At 50.1% G+C, this 15,039-nt stretch carries 21 protein-coding genes and 1 tRNA gene; 17 read left to right on the top strand and 5 right to left on the bottom strand.

Going from position 1 to position 15,039, the window contains the following annotated elements:
* Positions 1–24 precede the first annotated feature (24 nt).
* The 6 genes from pssA (at position 25) to BLR64_RS16840 (ending at position 3,806) form a co-directional block, all read left to right on the top strand.
* Positions 25–549 (top strand): CDP-diacylglycerol--serine O-phosphatidyltransferase, encoded by a 525-nt coding sequence (pssA, locus tag BLR64_RS16820; protein ID WP_090715892.1) that lies wholly within the window; start codon positions 25–27, stop codon positions 547–549.
* Positions 550–553: 4 nt separating this feature from the next.
* Complete coding sequence (locus BLR64_RS16825) at positions 554–1,048, top strand: DedA family protein (RefSeq protein WP_090715893.1); 495 nt, start codon at positions 554–556, stop codon at positions 1,046–1,048.
* A 141-nt stretch (positions 1,049–1,189) separates the two neighbouring features.
* Positions 1,190–1,597: a hypothetical protein gene (locus tag BLR64_RS16830; protein ID WP_090715895.1), complete on the top strand. Its 408-nt coding sequence runs from the start codon at positions 1,190–1,192 to the stop codon at positions 1,595–1,597.
* Positions 1,598–1,745: 148 nt separating this feature from the next.
* Positions 1,746–2,603 (top strand): YitT family protein, encoded by an 858-nt coding sequence (locus tag BLR64_RS16835; protein ID WP_415841090.1) that lies wholly within the window; start codon positions 1,746–1,748, stop codon positions 2,601–2,603.
* A gap of 98 nt (positions 2,604–2,701) precedes the next feature.
* Complete coding sequence (locus tag BLR64_RS31035; RefSeq protein ID WP_139172006.1) at positions 2,702–2,836, top strand: hypothetical protein; 135 nt, start codon at positions 2,702–2,704, stop codon at positions 2,834–2,836.
* A 193-nt stretch (positions 2,837–3,029) separates the two neighbouring features.
* Complete coding sequence (locus tag BLR64_RS16840; protein WP_090715898.1) at positions 3,030–3,806, top strand: 2-phosphosulfolactate phosphatase; 777 nt, start codon at positions 3,030–3,032, stop codon at positions 3,804–3,806.
* Positions 3,807–4,026: 220 nt separating this feature from the next.
* On the opposite strand, the gene BLR64_RS16845 is transcribed toward BLR64_RS16840, so the two are convergent.
* Positions 4,027–4,569 (bottom strand): ImmA/IrrE family metallo-endopeptidase, encoded by a 543-nt coding sequence (locus BLR64_RS16845; RefSeq protein ID WP_090715900.1) that lies wholly within the window; start codon positions 4,567–4,569, stop codon positions 4,027–4,029.
* 120 nt (positions 4,570–4,689) lie between these two features.
* Positions 4,690–4,866: a YjfB family protein gene (locus BLR64_RS16850; protein ID WP_090715901.1), complete on the bottom strand. Its 177-nt coding sequence runs from the start codon at positions 4,864–4,866 to the stop codon at positions 4,690–4,692.
* A gap of 185 nt (positions 4,867–5,051) precedes the next feature.
* Between BLR64_RS16850 and BLR64_RS30355 the strand changes: the two genes are divergently transcribed.
* Entirely contained in the window at positions 5,052–5,210 is a 159-nt protein-coding gene (locus BLR64_RS30355; RefSeq protein WP_167360705.1) for a hypothetical protein, read from the top strand.
* 72 nt (positions 5,211–5,282) lie between these two features.
* Here BLR64_RS30355 and BLR64_RS16855 read toward each other — a convergent pair whose 3' ends face one another.
* Positions 5,283–5,720: a NucA/NucB deoxyribonuclease domain-containing protein gene (locus tag BLR64_RS16855; protein ID WP_090715903.1), complete on the bottom strand. Its 438-nt coding sequence runs from the start codon at positions 5,718–5,720 to the stop codon at positions 5,283–5,285.
* Between the two features lie 140 nt (positions 5,721–5,860).
* On the opposite strand from BLR64_RS16855, the gene BLR64_RS16860 reads away from it, so the two are divergent.
* The 4 genes from BLR64_RS16860 to BLR64_RS16875 all read left to right on the top strand — a co-directional run bounded on the left by BLR64_RS16860 (position 5,861) and on the right by BLR64_RS16875 (position 9,198).
* Entirely contained in the window at positions 5,861–6,280 is a 420-nt protein-coding gene (locus BLR64_RS16860; protein WP_090715904.1) for a cytidine deaminase, read from the top strand.
* A 156-nt stretch (positions 6,281–6,436) separates the two neighbouring features.
* The gene (locus BLR64_RS16865) at positions 6,437–7,900 is read left to right on the top strand and encodes a glycosyl hydrolase (RefSeq protein ID WP_090715906.1); all 1,464 of its coding nucleotides are present in this window, start codon (positions 6,437–6,439) and stop codon (positions 7,898–7,900) included.
* A 160-nt stretch (positions 7,901–8,060) separates the two neighbouring features.
* Complete coding sequence (locus tag BLR64_RS16870) at positions 8,061–8,675, top strand: peptidylprolyl isomerase (protein ID WP_090715908.1); 615 nt, start codon at positions 8,061–8,063, stop codon at positions 8,673–8,675.
* A gap of 220 nt (positions 8,676–8,895) precedes the next feature.
* Positions 8,896–9,198 carry a YolD-like family protein gene (locus tag BLR64_RS16875; RefSeq protein ID WP_090715909.1) on the top strand — a complete coding sequence of 101 codons (303 nt, stop codon included), beginning with the start codon at positions 8,896–8,898 and terminating at the stop codon, positions 9,196–9,198.
* Positions 9,199–9,201: 3 nt separating this feature from the next.
* On the opposite strand, the gene BLR64_RS30360 is transcribed toward BLR64_RS16875, so the two are convergent.
* Positions 9,202–9,363 carry a hypothetical protein gene (locus BLR64_RS30360; RefSeq protein ID WP_167360707.1) on the bottom strand — a complete coding sequence of 54 codons (162 nt, stop codon included), beginning with the start codon at positions 9,361–9,363 and terminating at the stop codon, positions 9,202–9,204.
* Positions 9,364–9,582: 219 nt separating this feature from the next.
* On the opposite strand from BLR64_RS30360, the gene BLR64_RS16880 reads away from it, so the two are divergent.
* The 3 genes from BLR64_RS16880 (at position 9,583) to BLR64_RS16890 (ending at position 11,517) form a co-directional block, all read left to right on the top strand.
* Positions 9,583–10,263 carry a M15 family metallopeptidase gene (locus BLR64_RS16880; protein WP_090715911.1) on the top strand — a complete coding sequence of 227 codons (681 nt, stop codon included), beginning with the start codon at positions 9,583–9,585 and terminating at the stop codon, positions 10,261–10,263.
* Between the two features lie 76 nt (positions 10,264–10,339).
* Complete coding sequence (locus tag BLR64_RS30835) at positions 10,340–10,867, top strand: WGxxGxxG family protein (protein ID WP_090715912.1); 528 nt, start codon at positions 10,340–10,342, stop codon at positions 10,865–10,867.
* A gap of 564 nt (positions 10,868–11,431) precedes the next feature.
* Positions 11,432–11,517, top strand: a tRNA-Leu gene (locus tag BLR64_RS16890).
* A gap of 147 nt (positions 11,518–11,664) precedes the next feature.
* On the opposite strand, the gene BLR64_RS30565 is transcribed toward BLR64_RS16890, so the two are convergent.
* Positions 11,665–11,763, bottom strand: a complete 99-nt coding sequence (locus BLR64_RS30565; protein ID WP_208607189.1) for a sporulation protein YjcZ — start codon at positions 11,761–11,763, stop codon at positions 11,665–11,667.
* A 247-nt stretch (positions 11,764–12,010) separates the two neighbouring features.
* Here BLR64_RS30565 and BLR64_RS16895 point away from each other — a divergent pair, with 247 nt between their 5' ends.
* The 3 genes from BLR64_RS16895 (at position 12,011) to BLR64_RS16905 (ending at position 15,003) form a co-directional block, all read left to right on the top strand.
* Positions 12,011–12,979, top strand: a complete 969-nt coding sequence (locus BLR64_RS16895) for a LacI family DNA-binding transcriptional regulator (protein WP_090715914.1) — start codon at positions 12,011–12,013, stop codon at positions 12,977–12,979.
* Between the two features lie 196 nt (positions 12,980–13,175).
* Complete coding sequence (locus BLR64_RS16900; protein WP_208607191.1) at positions 13,176–14,093, top strand: ABC transporter permease; 918 nt, start codon at positions 13,176–13,178, stop codon at positions 14,091–14,093.
* Between the two features lie 13 nt (positions 14,094–14,106).
* Positions 14,107–15,003 (top strand): carbohydrate ABC transporter permease, encoded by an 897-nt coding sequence (locus tag BLR64_RS16905; RefSeq protein ID WP_090715917.1) that lies wholly within the window; start codon positions 14,107–14,109, stop codon positions 15,001–15,003.
* Positions 15,004–15,039 lie beyond the last annotated feature (36 nt).

Below are 15,039 nucleotides of genomic sequence, written 5' to 3' on the forward strand. Positions count from 1 at the left end.
AGGCCGGAAAAGGAGTGAACTGTTTTGAAATGGAATTGGCTGCCTTCAATGTGCACGCTGGGTAATCTGGGACTGGGATCCTTGTCCCTGCTGTACACGATTAATGAGCGCTATGAGCTGGCGTTATTAATGATTCTGCTGGCCGCATTCTGCGATGTGCTGGACGGGATGCTGGCCAGAGTGCTGGGCTGTACCAGCGAGTTCGGTAAGCAGCTGGATTCGCTGGCGGATATTATCTCATTCGGACTGGCACCCACATTTTTGATCCTGTTATACAAGCTGGAAAATGTACACTGGCTGGGACCGGCGGCTGCGGTCGGCTTTTTAATCTGCGGTGCGCTGCGTCTGGCCAGATTCAATATATCAGCCCCGTCCACGGGCTTCACCGGTATGCCGATTACAGCCGCAGGCGTGATTCTGTCCATGCTCTCATTATTTGTTGAATATATGAAACCGGGATGGGTCATCATGATGATGGGGCTGTTATCCGTAATGATGATCAGTCATATTCCGTTTCCGTCACTTAAAAAATACGTTAACAGGAAGTGAGTTCATGCCCTGGGTCATAGAGATGATTACGCAATACGGATATTTGGCAGTTTTCCTGCTCATGGCACTGGGAATTCTCGGCATACCTGTTCCGGACGAGCTGCTGATGCTGTTCGTAGGCTATCTGTGCTCGGTGATGGTGCTCAATTTTTCCGTTGCAGTAGTGGTTTGTTTCATGGGAGCTATAACAGGCACGCTAATCAGCTATACCATCGGGCGGAGAGTAGGCCAGCCGGTTGTCGAGAAATTCGGCAAATGGGTGGGCCTTACCCCCAGACGTTTTGCCAGTGTTAAAGGATGGTTTCAGAAGTTTGGCCACTGGACGGTGTTCATTGCCTACTTTATTCCCGGATTAAGGCATGTCTGCAGCTACATTTCCGGCATCAGCGCGATGTCGTTCCGGAAGTACCTGCTGATCACCACGGCCGGTGCCTTAATCTGGTCCATTTTGTTTGTTTCTATTGGCTACTTTATCGGGGCCAGGTTATCCTTTGCATAGCAGAAGGAAGAATTGGGCTTCCCTCCGGTTGAGCTGGCTATACCTTAAATAGGACAACGCTGCTGTTCATCCGTCCAAGCTTACCCGCTGCTCCTCTCATATCCTGAAAGTAGAATAGATGAGAGGATGTGTTAGTTTACTATGGCAACAATTATTGATGTGGGCAGCAGTACAGCTTCAACCGGCAGCCAGACGATATCCATCCCGATCCTTGCACCGGGAGCGAATCTGATTCTGGCAGAGTTTGGACTCTCAACGGTTACCGGCGGATCGGTTCTTTTAAATGCCAGCATTGGCTTTCAGACTACCTTGGGTGTTCCGAATGTAGTATTCACCCTGTACCGGGACGGCCAGCCCATATATAATGTGGGATCAAGCGGACTGGCACTGCTGGCTATTCAGCCTATTGCCATGTCTTTTCTGGATAGAAGCGTACCTGCAGGCTACCATGCCTACTCTCTGGGAGTGGCCAATAACAGCCTGAACATTCTCCTGAATACGGCGAGTGTTACCGGGCCGGTAACGTATTCCGGAGTGTCCATCGGCTAATAATACCCGTGGCGTATTTACATTCCATAGATTGCTTGTTATGATCAGAAGTATCAAAAGAGCTTACCCGAAGCGATTAAAGGATGAATGACCTCCTTTAATCGCTTTTTTTTGTGGCTTGTTTGCCGGGTTATTTTGTAGACTTTGTATGGTATTGGAGGCGTTTTGTGTGAAAAAAAGAGGTTACGAGCTGTTCATGCTGCTGGTTGGAGCGTTTTTGTTTGCGCTGGCAGTCAATGTATTTATTATCCCTAATGATTTTGGTGAAGGGGGAGTAACCGGGGTATCGATCATTCTCTTTTATCTGCTGAAATGGTCGCCGGCGCTGGTCGGCTTTACGCTCAACGGAATATTGCTGATTATCGGCTATAAGCTGCTGGATAATAAAACAATCATCTACACCATTATTGCTGTGGCCTTTAACTCCCTGTTCCTGTATCTGACCGAGAGCTGGCGGATTGATTCCAGTGAGCCGGTGATTAATGCGGTCTTTGCCGGTCTGCTTGCCGGTGGCGGGATCGGACTCATTATCCGGGTTGGCGGTACAACGGCAGGGACGACGATTCTGGCCCGGCTGGCCAATAAATACTGGGACTGGAATATCAGCTATGCACTGCTGTTCTTTGATCTGATCGTTGCCGGTCTGTCCGTCTTTGTCATCGGGCTCGAGAAGGTAATGTTCACGTTCGTTATTCTCTTTATTGGAACCAAGGCAATGGAGTTCATCATTGAGGGGGTAAACCCCAAAAAGGCAGTAACGATCATATCGGCTGAGCACGACCGAATTGCTGCAAAGGTTACAGAGCTTATGGACCGCGGAGTGACGGTGCTGCGGGGCTACGGCTACTACACCGGCGAGGACAAAAACGTGCTCTACATCGCCATCAGCAAGCAGGAAGTCTCCATGCTCAAAAAAATCGTCCGGGCCGAGGACAAAAATGCCTTTGTCACGATCCATGATGTGCGCGATGTGTTCGGCGAAGGGTTTATTGATATCTCCAAATAAAAGCAGCCGGGCGAAAAGTCATTGCCGTTTCACCCAGTCAGCAGCGGGCAAATCACATATGCTATGGTGTACTCTCAATCATGAAGGAGGAATTGGAAATGGGTTGTTACGGTGAAAATGTAGGTCCGGTTGGCGGAGCGAACTGCGGATACGGCAGTCCTTTTACTTCAACTGCTGCTATTCTGGTATTGTTCATCCTGCTGGTTATCATCACTAAGGCTTTCTGGGTATAATTGACTTAATAAAAAATGCTCTGCCGGACTTCCGGCAGGGCTATTTCTTTGGAAGCTGAAGCGGGATCTGCAGGATATTTCCAAAAAAAAATGAAGTGAAACGGTTATTTGGCGGTTCGCAGACTGCCTTCTATGGGTAACTCCCTCTTTGAAGGTTCATATGAGATGAATCCTGAAGAGAGGGGGGAAACCTGTGTTTTATGATCAGTCGCCCTATGACATTAAACTGGATTGGGGTCAAAGAGGGGCGAGGGCTGCAGCAGAACGTGGGGACATCGTCGTTATGGTCGATGTATTAAGCTTCTCCTCTACCGTAGTAACGGCAGTTCAGCACAAGGCTGTCATCTATCCGTATCCTTCGCCAGTCAATGAGCAGGCCAAAGCTTATGCCAAGGGGCTCGGAGCAGAAATTATCCGCGGCAGAGCCGAAGCGCTCAGAGCAGGAGGGCATTCCTTGTCGCCGCTGTCGTTCAGCTCGGCTGATTACGAGCGTGACTTTGTTCTGTGCTCCACGAACGGTGCGGCCTGCATATGGCTTGCGGCACAGGTGCCTGCATTGCTGGTCGGCTGCCTCCTGAATGCTTCAGCAGTTGCCGACACTGCGAACAGGCTGAAGCTTGAGCTGGGGGCACCGGTTACCGTAGTGCCGTGCGGTGAGAAATGGCTGGATGTGATCGGTTCTGAAAACAATCTGCGTCCCGGCATTGAAGATTATCTGGGGGCTGGTCTGATTCTCTCCAAGTTATCCGGAAGCAAGTCTCCGGAAGCGGAGGTTTGCATCGGTGCGCTGAGATCTTCCGGACAACGGATCAGGGAGCTGATCTGGGAGTCTGCCAGCAGCCGTGAACTGCGGGAACGGGGATACGAGGCAGATGTGACCTACTGCTGCCAGGTGGATATCAGCTATGCCGTGCCGGTACTGCAGCATAACCGGTTTGTTAATGTACCCTCGCTTGCACAGAAAAAATAAATTTCATCCTGGCTTCAGCAGAATTTAATAAGGAATTAAGTTAAGGGATGTATAGTAATGACATACCCCCCTTATTCATAGATTTGGACCCTGCCGGACGCCGGCGGGGTCATTTTTTTGAAATATCAGAAAGTATAAACTTGCAGATCTATACAGGTCTGATATTTCCCGCAGAAACGGTTGCCGCCTTTTTAAGAACGGCGAAGCCGTTTCTACTTGGTTAACGGATATGCCGCTGGATGAATTTTCTCTCCTCGCTCCGGTCCATCACCGCCATCAGCTGCCCCTGAAATATCCGCCGCTGAATCTGGTCGATCCGCTGCAGAGCCAGCTCCTCAGGCACCTGGAACGTCGAAGCTAAGTAGTAGACGGCATCCTCGCGCTGCTCAGGCAACGGTCCGGCAGAGATCATGGAATAGGGCATGGCTGCATAGAGAATAAAACGCTCGGATTCATCCTGCTGCGCCTGTGTGAAATGTCCGGGCATCAGAATGCGGTTGCCGGCATGGCGGAGCAGATGGCAGAGCTCGTGAAGAAATTCGAGGCGCTGCAGCTCCGGCGGAAGCCGGTTGTCCAGGAACATCGTGTACATGCCCGCGGAGGCCTCGACGCTCTTGCTGCGCACATCCAGGTAATGGACCCAGATGTTCAGCCGTTCAGCTATGTACGGGATGGAGATATCCGCCGGCTTACGCACCTGCAGACGCTGATACAAATCCTCAGTCCAGCTCTCAAGGGCGGTCATTTGGTAGTAGGATTTCATAATATCACCTCTAAATAAGATCGTATGTTCGTATTTATGGGTAAAAGAAAAGCCCGGAGGGCTAGGGTTTACCGGCATCAGACCGGAACTGGCGTTCTTATGTATTTAAGAATAAATCAATTAAACCTGAATATCAAGTGTTTTTCCAAGATTCGGATGCGGGCTCTGCTGGAGCATCTGGGTCATATTCTGCGCCATGATTTCAGCTGAATTCTTGGCCAGGTTCAGGACTTGAAGTCCGGCAGCCTGCTGCAGTGACACCTGGCTCATGGCAGTGGATAAGGCGGCAATGTCCATTTTGCACCTCCTGTTTCATTAAAATTGGGGTATGACCGGCACTCCTAATGTATATCGACTGCATAGCGAAGATTCATTAGCTTCGTTAGGCGAAGAGAACTGTTTGCCGTTTGGCCCAAACTGCAGGTATGCCTGCTACATACTCTGTGCTGTAGGCATTAAACATTTCAGGGGAGGAATAAAAAATGGGTGCAGAATACGGTTGCGGTTGCGAAAACAATGTTGGCGGAGTAAATCAGGGGCCTCCGGTAGTGCCGGTAGTAAATCCTTGGATGACCTCGACCAATGCGATTCTGGTTCTGTTCATTTTGCTGGTTATTATTACAAAAGCCTGTATATTCTAAAAATAGTTCCGGCATATGCAGCTCCGCGCCAAGCGAAAGCCCGTGCGGAGCTGCTGCTGCTGTTGCAGCTGCTTACTTGAACATAAACTCTACCCGGGTTCCGTCGGCATAGCCTTCCAGCTGATTGCCTACCCAGCTGCCTGCACCGCGGTTATCGGCGGGAGTTATATATTCGATGTCTGCTCCGGCACCGCCCTCTGTGCACATTGCCATCGGCCACTCATCGCGGTCGTAGCCTTTTTTGGTCGGTACCCCCTTAAGGGATTCCTTGCGGTTCTCCTCGGCATCCCCGCGGTTGATCGTACATATCGCTGACTCACCGTTTCTGATCGCTTCCTGGATATGCTCCGCGGTTTCAGGGTAACGGTCAGAGGGGAAAACCAGCTGTACAACCTCGGAATCGCCGGTGGGAGGCGTCGTGACGGACTGGCCGTTCTCCTCGAACCAGTAAGCTGCCAGAGCCAGCAGGACAACAATAATAAGACTTGGGATAAATTTCTGTTTGTTCACGTACTCCTCCTGATTATGCTGAAATCTTGTTGCCTGAGTCTATTCAGTATAGCTTATAATTAGCAGATTTTAGTATACTAAATTAAGAAAAAGAGATCGGTAAACCGGATGATGTCCGGAATGATCAGGAGGAGAGCCGGATGAAATATAGTATTTCAATCGAAGATGAAACGCTGGTTGCTGCCGCACAAGAGATTATAACCAAACGCTACGAATGGGAGAGGCATCATGTCAGTGCGGCGCTGCGCACCAGGACGGGCGAGATTTTTACGGCGGTGCATCTGGAGGCCAGTCTGTCCCGTGTAACAGTCTGCGCAGAGGCAATGGTGATCGGCAAGGCCATTTCGGAGGGCTACAAGGAATTTGATACCATTGTTGCAGTAAGGCATCCCGACCCGGATAGTGAAGACAGGGAGATCAGGGTGGTATCGCCCTGCGGGATGTGCCGGGAGCTGATTGCCGATTACGCGAGAGACTGCAAGGTGATTCTTCCAGGGGAAGAGGGGCTGGACAAAGCCGATATTCTTGATCTGCTGCCCCTTCGTTATTCCCGCAAGTAAGCAGCAAGCAAGTTTTTAGTATACATACAGGTAGTTGCATGAAAAGTTGAAGTGACTATATTTAAAAATTAAAATGATTATCGGTTTACCCGCCATCCGCCGCTTCCCTGCACCGGTTGTCCCCATACAATGGTACAAAAAAGGATGGTGGAACAGATGGAACAGCGCATACTCCGGGATCTGCTCGATTCGGCATCCCGGCTGGTTAACGATGCAGCATGGCAGTCTGCCTTCCGCACCCTGCTGCGGGCTCCTGCCGATGAGAAGCTGGCAGCACCGGCGCTGAAGCTGCTGAACAGGCTGTATACCCTTCAAGGCAAAGGCTTGATCAGCGGAATACACGATTATCTGGAAAGTGCGGATGAGTTCAGCAACAAGCTTAAAGATACGAGCGGCCAATATGCCGGGCTACACGGCTACGAGATGGGAGCAATCGGCAACCAGACTGAAGCGCTGATAGCGAATCAGCGTCAGTGGGTGACAGACAGTGCCATCCGCTGGCATAAGGCCGGCGGCATTGTCACCATGAGCTACCACGCCAGTCTGCCTGGGACAGCCCCGGCCTGGTCAAATGTCTCGATGAACCTTAGCGAGGCGGATTTTGCAAAATATATCACGCCTGGTACCCCTCAGTATACAGCGCTGCTGGCGGACCTCGACAAGACAGCCGTCTATCTGAAAAAACTGAACGATGCAGGGGTTCCCGTTCTCTGGAGACCTTACCATGAGATGAACGGCGGCTGGTTCTGGTGGGGACAGAAGGCCCGCTTCGTGGAGCTGTGGAGCCTGATGTTCGAGCGTTATACGGTCTACCACGGCCTGCACAATCTGCTGTGGGTGTGGAGCCCCAATGCCAAAAACCAGTGGAGTGAGGAGCCTGCCAAATACTATCCCGGCGCCGGCAGGGTGGATGTGCTGGCCCTGGACATTTATGATGGGGATTATAAAGCCAGTCATCATGACGGCTTGTGGGACCTAGGACGCGGCAAGCTTATTGCCATCGGTGAGAACGGGAAGCTGCCTTCACCGGCAGAGCTGGCGAAATCGCAGAACAAATGGTCCTACCAGCTGACGTGGGCCAAGCTGCTGTATGAGCAGAATACAGAGTCAGTGATCAAATCCTTTATGAATGACAGCTTTGTGATCACCAGGGACGAGTATAAAGCCTTGGCTGCTGAAGGGGAGCAAACCTATCCTCCTGGAATCAGAGGCGAGTATTTCAATAACATCACGCTGAGCGGAGCTCCCGCACTGGTCCGGACAGATTCGGCCATTAACTTTTCATGGAGACAAACGAGCCCTGATCCGTTAATCAATGCCGACTTCTTCGCGGTACGCTGGACCGGTAAACTGAAGCCCGATTTCAGCGAAACCTATAATCTCTACACCTACTCGGATGACGGCATACGGGTGTGGGTTGACGGGGTTCTCGTCATCGACAGCTGGATCAAGCAGAGCGGCACAGAGCGTACAGGAACTGTACAGCTGATTCAAGGCAAGCTGCATGAGCTGAAGGTAGAGTATTATGAGAACCAGGGAGATGCCAAGGCTATTCTGATGTGGGAGAGCCACAGCCAGCCCCGGGCCGTTATTCCCGCCACAGCTTATGTGCTTGCTTAGCCGGGCATGTTTGCAGAAGATCTCCAAATTTTTGGAGATCTTTTTTGCGATGAAGACGCTTTAAATTTGAAATTTAGAGCTTTTGAGCTATTTTTACATTTATTTCATTTGCGCTTTACAAAACCCGCCATTATTCTGTTAAGTGGAGGGATTTGAGACGATGAAAAAAGCATTACTGATAACCGTACTTTTAATGGGAATGATCCTTAGTGCCTGCAGCAATAACAGCTCTGCGCCAGCTTCAGAGGAGGAGGTTCAGGAGACTGTACAGAACTTCTACAATGAAATGACGAAGTTTGACGAGATGGGCAAAACCTCGCTGGAAAATTTCAATGTGGCACTGACCTCTTATTCGACAGGAGCTGCCACGGACAAGGAGCTTGAAGAGGCGCTTGATTCCTTTCAGGATACAGCCTCTGATATTGCTGACCAGGTCAATGATGTGAAGATTTCCAAAAGTCTGCCGGACAATATTGAGACTCTGCTGAGAGATGCAGCCATTGCGTTCAAGAGTGCCTATTCCATCAAGGAGCAGGCTTCGCAGAGTGCGGCTTCCCCGGAGGTTACAGCAGACGAGTTCAACGCCATGAACCAGCAGGCGGATGTAGCCATGCTGTACGGGATCTCTAAAGTGAATCAGGCCAGAGTCGCCGTAGGCTTGCTGGATGAGGACAGCGCAGCCGAGACGGAACTGGGGACCGTTCCCGGAACCGTAGTTGGTACAGAAGCAGGTGCCGTGGATACCGGAGCACAAACGAATACAAGCACAGAATAAAGAAATTTTTTATGCGGATGATGAATTTCATTAAAGGCGCTGTACAGCATAGCTGTGCGCGCCTTTTGCTTGCGGCTTGCAGCATGTACCTATGAATGGAGATTCGGCTGTTGTTATTTTTTGTGCTTGATTAAAAACCGGATCTGCAGCTATAATAATACAAACGTATGTTCGTATTTATGAAGCGCGAGTAATTACTACAACATAAGGAGGAACGGCGATGGGCAAACAGCTGGAGGAGGGCCTGCAGGGAGGTTTTGTTCACAGTAACGAAGAGGATGCACTGCACCGAGATGAACCCGCTGCTAATCTGCGGAGACTGGAAGGGATTGAGAGTACGCTGGCACAATCGCTCCGGAGTCATATCCGTATAACACTGGTATTACATGGTGAGGGTGAGGGCAGGCAGCTGAGCGGTTTTGTCACCTCCATTCATACCCACTCGCGTGAGATTAAGCTGCAGTGGGCAGAGGAATGGAAATGGGTTCGTGTAGATGACATCGCTGAGGCTTACATCGCCTGATTTCTAATTTATGGCTGGGCCGTCAGTTTTCTCATAGGCGATCAGGGTAACGGCTGTGTTGCCCGTCATACGGGCAATAGCCTCCTCGGCCTGCCGGATTACCTCAACGGCGTCCTTGCGGTCGCTAAGCGCGGCAATCTTATAGCTGTCACTGTGAATGTCCATGGGCTAATCCGCCTTTCGGAAATGGAGTTCATTTCGGATAGTGTGGCCGTTTAGGCGGGAAAACATCCAAAAGCTTTTGGTCCGAGAACGACCCTGCCGGCCGGGGTCTTTTTGTCATTTAGTGAGCGGTTTCTTACGGAATGGGTGCACACCCTTTAGGCAAACCGTACAAGCAAAGCAGGCAGAGAGGGCATCTACTATACCAGGGGGGTGAGGAAAATGCTGACTTTAGATCAGGTGAAAAGTAAATCGGCAGGATGGCTGGGCAAGCTTCATCCGGTTCTGCTGGCAGGTGCCAGTGCTCTGATCCAGCGCAGCTACGCCAAGGGCATCCCGATCGTCATCACCCAGGGCATGCGGACTATAGCTGAACAAAATACACTGTATGCGCAAGGCCGCACCAAGCCGGGAAACATTGTAACGAATGCCAGAGGCGGCTCCAGTTATCACAACTATGGTCTGGCCATTGATTTTGCCCTGCTCCTGCCGGACGGTAAAACGGTCTCCTGGGATACATCCCGTGACGGCAACAATGACAAGCTGGCTGACTGGCAGCAGGTGGCACAGGAAGCCAAAAAACTGGGTTTTGCCTGGGGCGGGGACTGGACCTCCTTTAAGGATTATTCCCATCTTGAGATGTCCTTCGGGCTGACCACAGAGCAGCTGCGGGCGGGAAGGCAGCCGACGGTGCAGCAGGTCAAGGATGCACTGGCCCTGATTAACGGGACAACCGGCGGAACGGATCAGGCCATTTCAGTCACACTGAACGGAGTTGAAATTACCAGAGGTCTTCTGGAAAACGGCATAACCTATGCACCGGTGCGGGCGGTTGCTGAAGCACTGGGCGCACAGGTCACCTACGATGCTGCCAGCCGGACTGTGAACCTCGTCAGGGAATAAGGACCACCTGTATAGATGATGAGCCACATGGGGAAATTATCAGCGAAATACAATTTCCTCAAAGGGGGCATTTCTCTTGAACAAGCTGGTCACAAGCCTTGCCTGCACTACACTGCTATCCATGAGTCTGCTGGGATCGGGTTATGCGGCTAATGCTGCTGGCACCGGCGGGGGCATGGGGTCATCCATTCCGGATACCGGAGCAAACGGTATGAGAACCGAGCGCATCCGTGAAACGAATGGTACTGGTACTCATATGCTGAACGGAACGGACAGCCGAATGATGAATCAGACCGGCAACACGATGAACCGCAACGGCGATACGCTGATGAACAGAGTCGAGCAGAGCGGCGACAAAATGATGAACAACGCCACCGGTACAATGCGAAGAGGCGGGAACATGGTGAACAACGCGGTACGGGGCAATGACAACAGCACCGTCTCCCCGCTGTCCAACAATACCCAGACCGGCAGATACCGCGCCACCAGCACAACCGCCAATACAGACAACGACAGAGGCTCCAACTGGGGCTGGCTCGGTCTGATCGGTCTGCTGGGTCTGGCCGGCATGCGTAACCGGAGCGGCGAGCGGGAACGTCACTAGCAGGTAACCTGCTGCTGTAGAAGCGGCAGATTGCCGATGAATGGCGCAGGAGGTTCCGCCCTTTATTGGGCGGCAATGAGCAGGGATCAGGGGCAGGGATGCCCCTGATTTTGGCTTGTTTGGGTATTGGAGACGGCTTTGGCCGCGATGGGCTAGAATCAAAGGCACAAATGCCTTTGAATTGGGCAATTGGGCGCTGAAGGTGAGAATCAAAGGCACAAATGCCTTTGAATTGGTCAATTGAGCGCTGAAGGCGTAAATCAAAGGCACAAATGCCTTTGAATTGGACAATAATGCGCTGATGGCGGGAATCAAAGACATAAATGCCTTTGAATTTGCACGGTTGATGCTGTTGGCGGGGAATTATAGGTAACTTTACTCTTTCGGTGTGCTAAAGTAACAACTTCACTGTGTGATAATTAAGGGTACTGTATAGGACAAGACCCGTGCAGTTAAGCTAAAGTAGCCCCAGTCTAATCTAAATAAAAATTTTGGCAATATGGATTGCGTGATCACCGGATACATGATATGATATTTCTTGTCGCGTTAGAGCGCACATCATATGCCGGGGTGGCGGAATAGGCAGACGCACAGGACTTAAAATCCTGCGGTACGTGAGTACCGTACGGGTTCGACCCCCGTCCTCGGCACTACAGTGAAAACCTTGAGAAATCAAGGTTTTTTTGTTGTTCTATCAACCACTTTCACCGTGATAATTCTAAGCTTGTCCCAACGTAATTTTCTGCATACTATAAGAAAAAGTCACACTCACTGGGGAGCGTGACTTTTTTATGAACTTAAAATGTTTTCAAAACAATGACCAGGAGAATGTAAAGAACAAGAATGACTGTAGTGGACGTGAAGCCTACTGGAGGATAACCTGCACATTCGCTCATTCCAATCCCTCCTTTGAAACGTTCTACACTAATGTATGTGTGCATTTGTGAACGGTAAGTGCGAATGCCTATATTGTTGATCGAGTAAAAAAGAGATCGAATACCTCCAGGAACCCCTTCATCTGAAAACTTCGCCTGAATAAGCTTACCTCACTTCTCATCAAATTTGAAACGTTTCCAAATTAACTATTGAAACGTTTCCACTTTGGTGCTATTATAATTTTCAGAAGAGAGTCGGAGGTGTTCAATGACTAGCATTAAAGATGTAGCCAACTTAGCCGGCGTTGCTGTAGGTACCGTGTCCAGAGTCATTAACAACTCTGGCGCCGTTAAACCCAAGACACGCCAAAAGGTAGAAGCAGCCATACAGGAGCTGAATTATTTCCCGAATGAAGTGGCCCGGAATTTTAAAATGCAGAAGTCCAAGATGGTCGCCTTATTGCTGCCGAGTATCTGGAATCCCTTCTTTTCTGAGCTGGCCTATTACATTGAGGATGAGCTGGACCGGGAAGGCTATAAGCTGATGCTGTGCAACAGCGGCGGCAAGCCCGAAAAGGAACTGTATTATCTCGATATGCTGCGCCAGAACAAGGTGGCTGGAATTGTTGGCATAACTTACAACGATATCGAGAATAATGTGAGCAATGACATCCCGATTGTAAGCATTGACCGGCACTTTAACAAGAAGATTACCTGCGTCACTTCGGATAATTATGAGGGAGGGCGCCTTGCTTTAAGAGAGCTTGTAAAGGCAGGGGCCAGGAAGCCGGCTTTTATGGGGAGTGTCACCTCGGTGTTCAGTGAGACGATGAACCGCAGAGAGGGCTTCATCCATGAGGCACAGGCTTTGGGCGTTGATTATGTAATCTACGAGAAGCCGGACCCCATCGTGGACAACCAGGGCTTTATTAACGAATTCCTGCATAACCACGGGGATGCAGATGGTATTTTTGCCATTACCGATATGCTTGCCGCCTGTTATATCGATCAGGCCAGCAAGCAGGGGATCCGGGTTCCTGAGGATGTGAAGGTCATCGGTTATGACGGTATCCAGGACAACCCGTATTTTCATCCTATTCTGTCTACCGTCAGGCAGCCGGTGGAAGAGATGGCGCGCATGACGATCAGACTGCTGTATGACAAGATCGAAGGCATCCCGCTGGATAAGCAGGTGTACCGTATACCAGTTGTGTTCAGGCAAGGCGAGACTACATGATCTCCTCCAGATCAGAGAAACATCAGCTAATCCGTATGGATGCACCTACTGGCGTTTTTCTTTTCTGAATTGGAAACGTTTCAAGTACGGGAATATATTTTTTAACCTAAATTGGAAACGTTTCAAAACGACTGTTTATTTTACATTGAAAGGGAGTATAAGCGTGAATTCAAGAATCAGTACGGCCGATCCTTCCATGATCAAACCGGGCCGCAAAAGATGGAGCCAGTTCAAGCGAGACTATGAGCTGTACCTGTTTTTGCTGCCGATCATTATTCTGTATCTCGTATTCAAATACTATCCGATGTACGGGGTGCAAATTGCGTTTAAGGACTTCTCGCCGAGCCAGGGGATCTGGGGGAGTGAATGGGTAGGCTTCCAGCACTTTAAAGATTTCTTCAATGCTTATAATTTCTGGACCATTATCGGTAATACGCTCTCCCTCAGTTTCCTTTCGCTGTTGTTCGGCTTCCCGGCACCCATCATCATCGCGATCATGCTCAATCAGATGCTGGGCAAGTCCTATAAGAAATTTGTCCAGACCGTGATTTATGCGCCGCACTTTATTTCGACCGTTGTGCTTGTCGGGATGCTTAATGTGTTTTTATCGCCCAACAGCGGCCTTGTTAACCACCTGATTACCGCGTTTGGCGGGCAGCCCATCCTCTTTATGGCTGATGAGGGCTGGTTCCGTCCGCTCTATATTCTCTCAGGGATCTGGCAGGAGACAGGCTTCGCCACAATTATCTACCTTGCTGCGCTTGCGGGAGTTAATCCCGAGCTGCATGAAGCGGCTATTATGGACGGGGCGAGCAAATGGAAACGTGTATGGTACGTGGATATTCCTAGCATTCTGCCGACGATCGTTATTCTGCTGATTCTCGCACTGGGCAATATTATGAGCATCGGTTTTGAAAAAGCGTTTCTGATGCAGAGTGATCTAAACTATGCCACCTCTAATATTATCCCGACCTATGTGTATGAAATGGGGATTCAAAAGGCCCAGTACAGCTTTTCTACGGCAGTCGGCCTGTTCAACTCCCTGATTAATATCATCCTGATTGTCACCGTAAACCGGATCGCCAAAAAGATGACAGAAACCAGCCTGTGGTAAGGAGGAAATAATCATGAACCAATTATTGAAGCGAAAGAGCAGAGGGGATGTATGGTTTGACATCATCAACTATATTTTGCTGACCCTCATTATGCTGCTCGTGTTATACCCTTTGTACTTTGTGCTGGCTGCCTCATTTAGCGATCCCAATTATATTTACTCCGGTGAGGTTTGGCTGTTTCCCAAAGGCTTCACGCTGGACGGCTATGAGCGGATATTCAGTGACTCCTCCATCTGGATCGGATATGGGAATTCTATTCTATATGCGACACTGGGAACTCTCATAGGAGTTGCCGTTACGGTATTTGCAGCTTATCCGCTGGCCCGTAAGGATCTGGCCGGGAAGTCGGTGATTATGTGGTTTTTGCTGGTTACTATGTTCTTCAGCGGCGGACTGATCCCCACCTATCTGCTGATAAAAGATTTGAACATGCTGAACACGATGTGGGCACTGGTCATTCCCGGGGCAGGCGGTGTATTCAACGTCATCATTGTCAGAACCTTTTTTCAGTCCTCCATACCGGATGAGATGTGGGAGGCGGCTTCGATTGACGGATGCTCGAATACCAGATTTTTCTGGAGCATGGTGCTCCCCTTGTCCAAGTCCATTCTGGCGGTAATGGTGCTGTATCATGTGGTGGGCTTCTGGAACGGGTTCTTCGATGCCTTGATCTACCTGAATGATGAGAGCAAGTATCCGCTGCAATTGGTGCTGCGCAATATCCTGGTCCAGAATCAGGTCAATTCAGGGATGATGATCGATGTGGAATCCTATGCTGCCAAGATGCGCGTAACCGAGCTGATTAAATACGGGGTCATCATGGTATCCAGCCTGCCGCTGCTGATTTTGTATCCGTTCCTGCAGAAGTATTTTGTCAAAGGCGTAATGATCGGCTCGATTAAGGGCTGACACTCATATCCGGCACTTGAGAGGGGGGATGCACCG

Source organism: Paenibacillus typhae (assembly GCF_900099765.1).
Classification (GTDB): domain Bacteria; phylum Bacillota; class Bacilli; order Paenibacillales; family Paenibacillaceae; genus Paenibacillus_AQ; species Paenibacillus_AQ typhae.

Coding starts and splice junctions, on each gene's coding strand:
- BLR64_RS30565 (WP_208607189.1), bottom strand. CDS start 11,763: ATGAGCGAATGTGCAGGTTATCCTCCAGTAGGCTTCACGTCCACTACA.
- BLR64_RS16905 (WP_090715917.1), top strand. CDS start 14,107: ATGAACCAATTATTGAAGCGAAAGAGCAGAGGGGATGTATGGTTTGAC.
- BLR64_RS16875 (WP_090715909.1), top strand. CDS start 8,896: ATGGGCAAACAGCTGGAGGAGGGCCTGCAGGGAGGTTTTGTTCACAGT.
- BLR64_RS16880 (WP_090715911.1), top strand. CDS start 9,583: ATGCTGACTTTAGATCAGGTGAAAAGTAAATCGGCAGGATGGCTGGGC.
- BLR64_RS16825 (WP_090715893.1), top strand. CDS start 554: ATGCCCTGGGTCATAGAGATGATTACGCAATACGGATATTTGGCAGTT.
- BLR64_RS16845 (WP_090715900.1), bottom strand. CDS start 4,569: ATGAAATCCTACTACCAAATGACCGCCCTTGAGAGCTGGACTGAGGAT.
- BLR64_RS31035 (WP_139172006.1), top strand. CDS start 2,702: ATGGGTTGTTACGGTGAAAATGTAGGTCCGGTTGGCGGAGCGAACTGC.
- BLR64_RS16870 (WP_090715908.1), top strand. CDS start 8,061: ATGAAAAAAGCATTACTGATAACCGTACTTTTAATGGGAATGATCCTT.
- BLR64_RS16900 (WP_208607191.1), top strand. CDS start 13,176: ATGATCAAACCGGGCCGCAAAAGATGGAGCCAGTTCAAGCGAGACTAT.
- BLR64_RS30360 (WP_167360707.1), bottom strand. CDS start 9,363: ATGGACATTCACAGTGACAGCTATAAGATTGCCGCGCTTAGCGACCGC.
- BLR64_RS16830 (WP_090715895.1), top strand. CDS start 1,190: ATGGCAACAATTATTGATGTGGGCAGCAGTACAGCTTCAACCGGCAGC.
- BLR64_RS16835 (WP_415841090.1), top strand. CDS start 1,746: ATGGTATTGGAGGCGTTTTGTGTGAAAAAAAGAGGTTACGAGCTGTTC.
- BLR64_RS16860 (WP_090715904.1), top strand. CDS start 5,861: ATGAAATATAGTATTTCAATCGAAGATGAAACGCTGGTTGCTGCCGCA.
- BLR64_RS16865 (WP_090715906.1), top strand. CDS start 6,437: ATGGAACAGCGCATACTCCGGGATCTGCTCGATTCGGCATCCCGGCTG.
- BLR64_RS16850 (WP_090715901.1), bottom strand. CDS start 4,866: ATGGACATTGCCGCCTTATCCACTGCCATGAGCCAGGTGTCACTGCAG.
- BLR64_RS16895 (WP_090715914.1), top strand. CDS start 12,011: ATGACTAGCATTAAAGATGTAGCCAACTTAGCCGGCGTTGCTGTAGGT.
- BLR64_RS30355 (WP_167360705.1), top strand. CDS start 5,052: ATGGGTGCAGAATACGGTTGCGGTTGCGAAAACAATGTTGGCGGAGTA.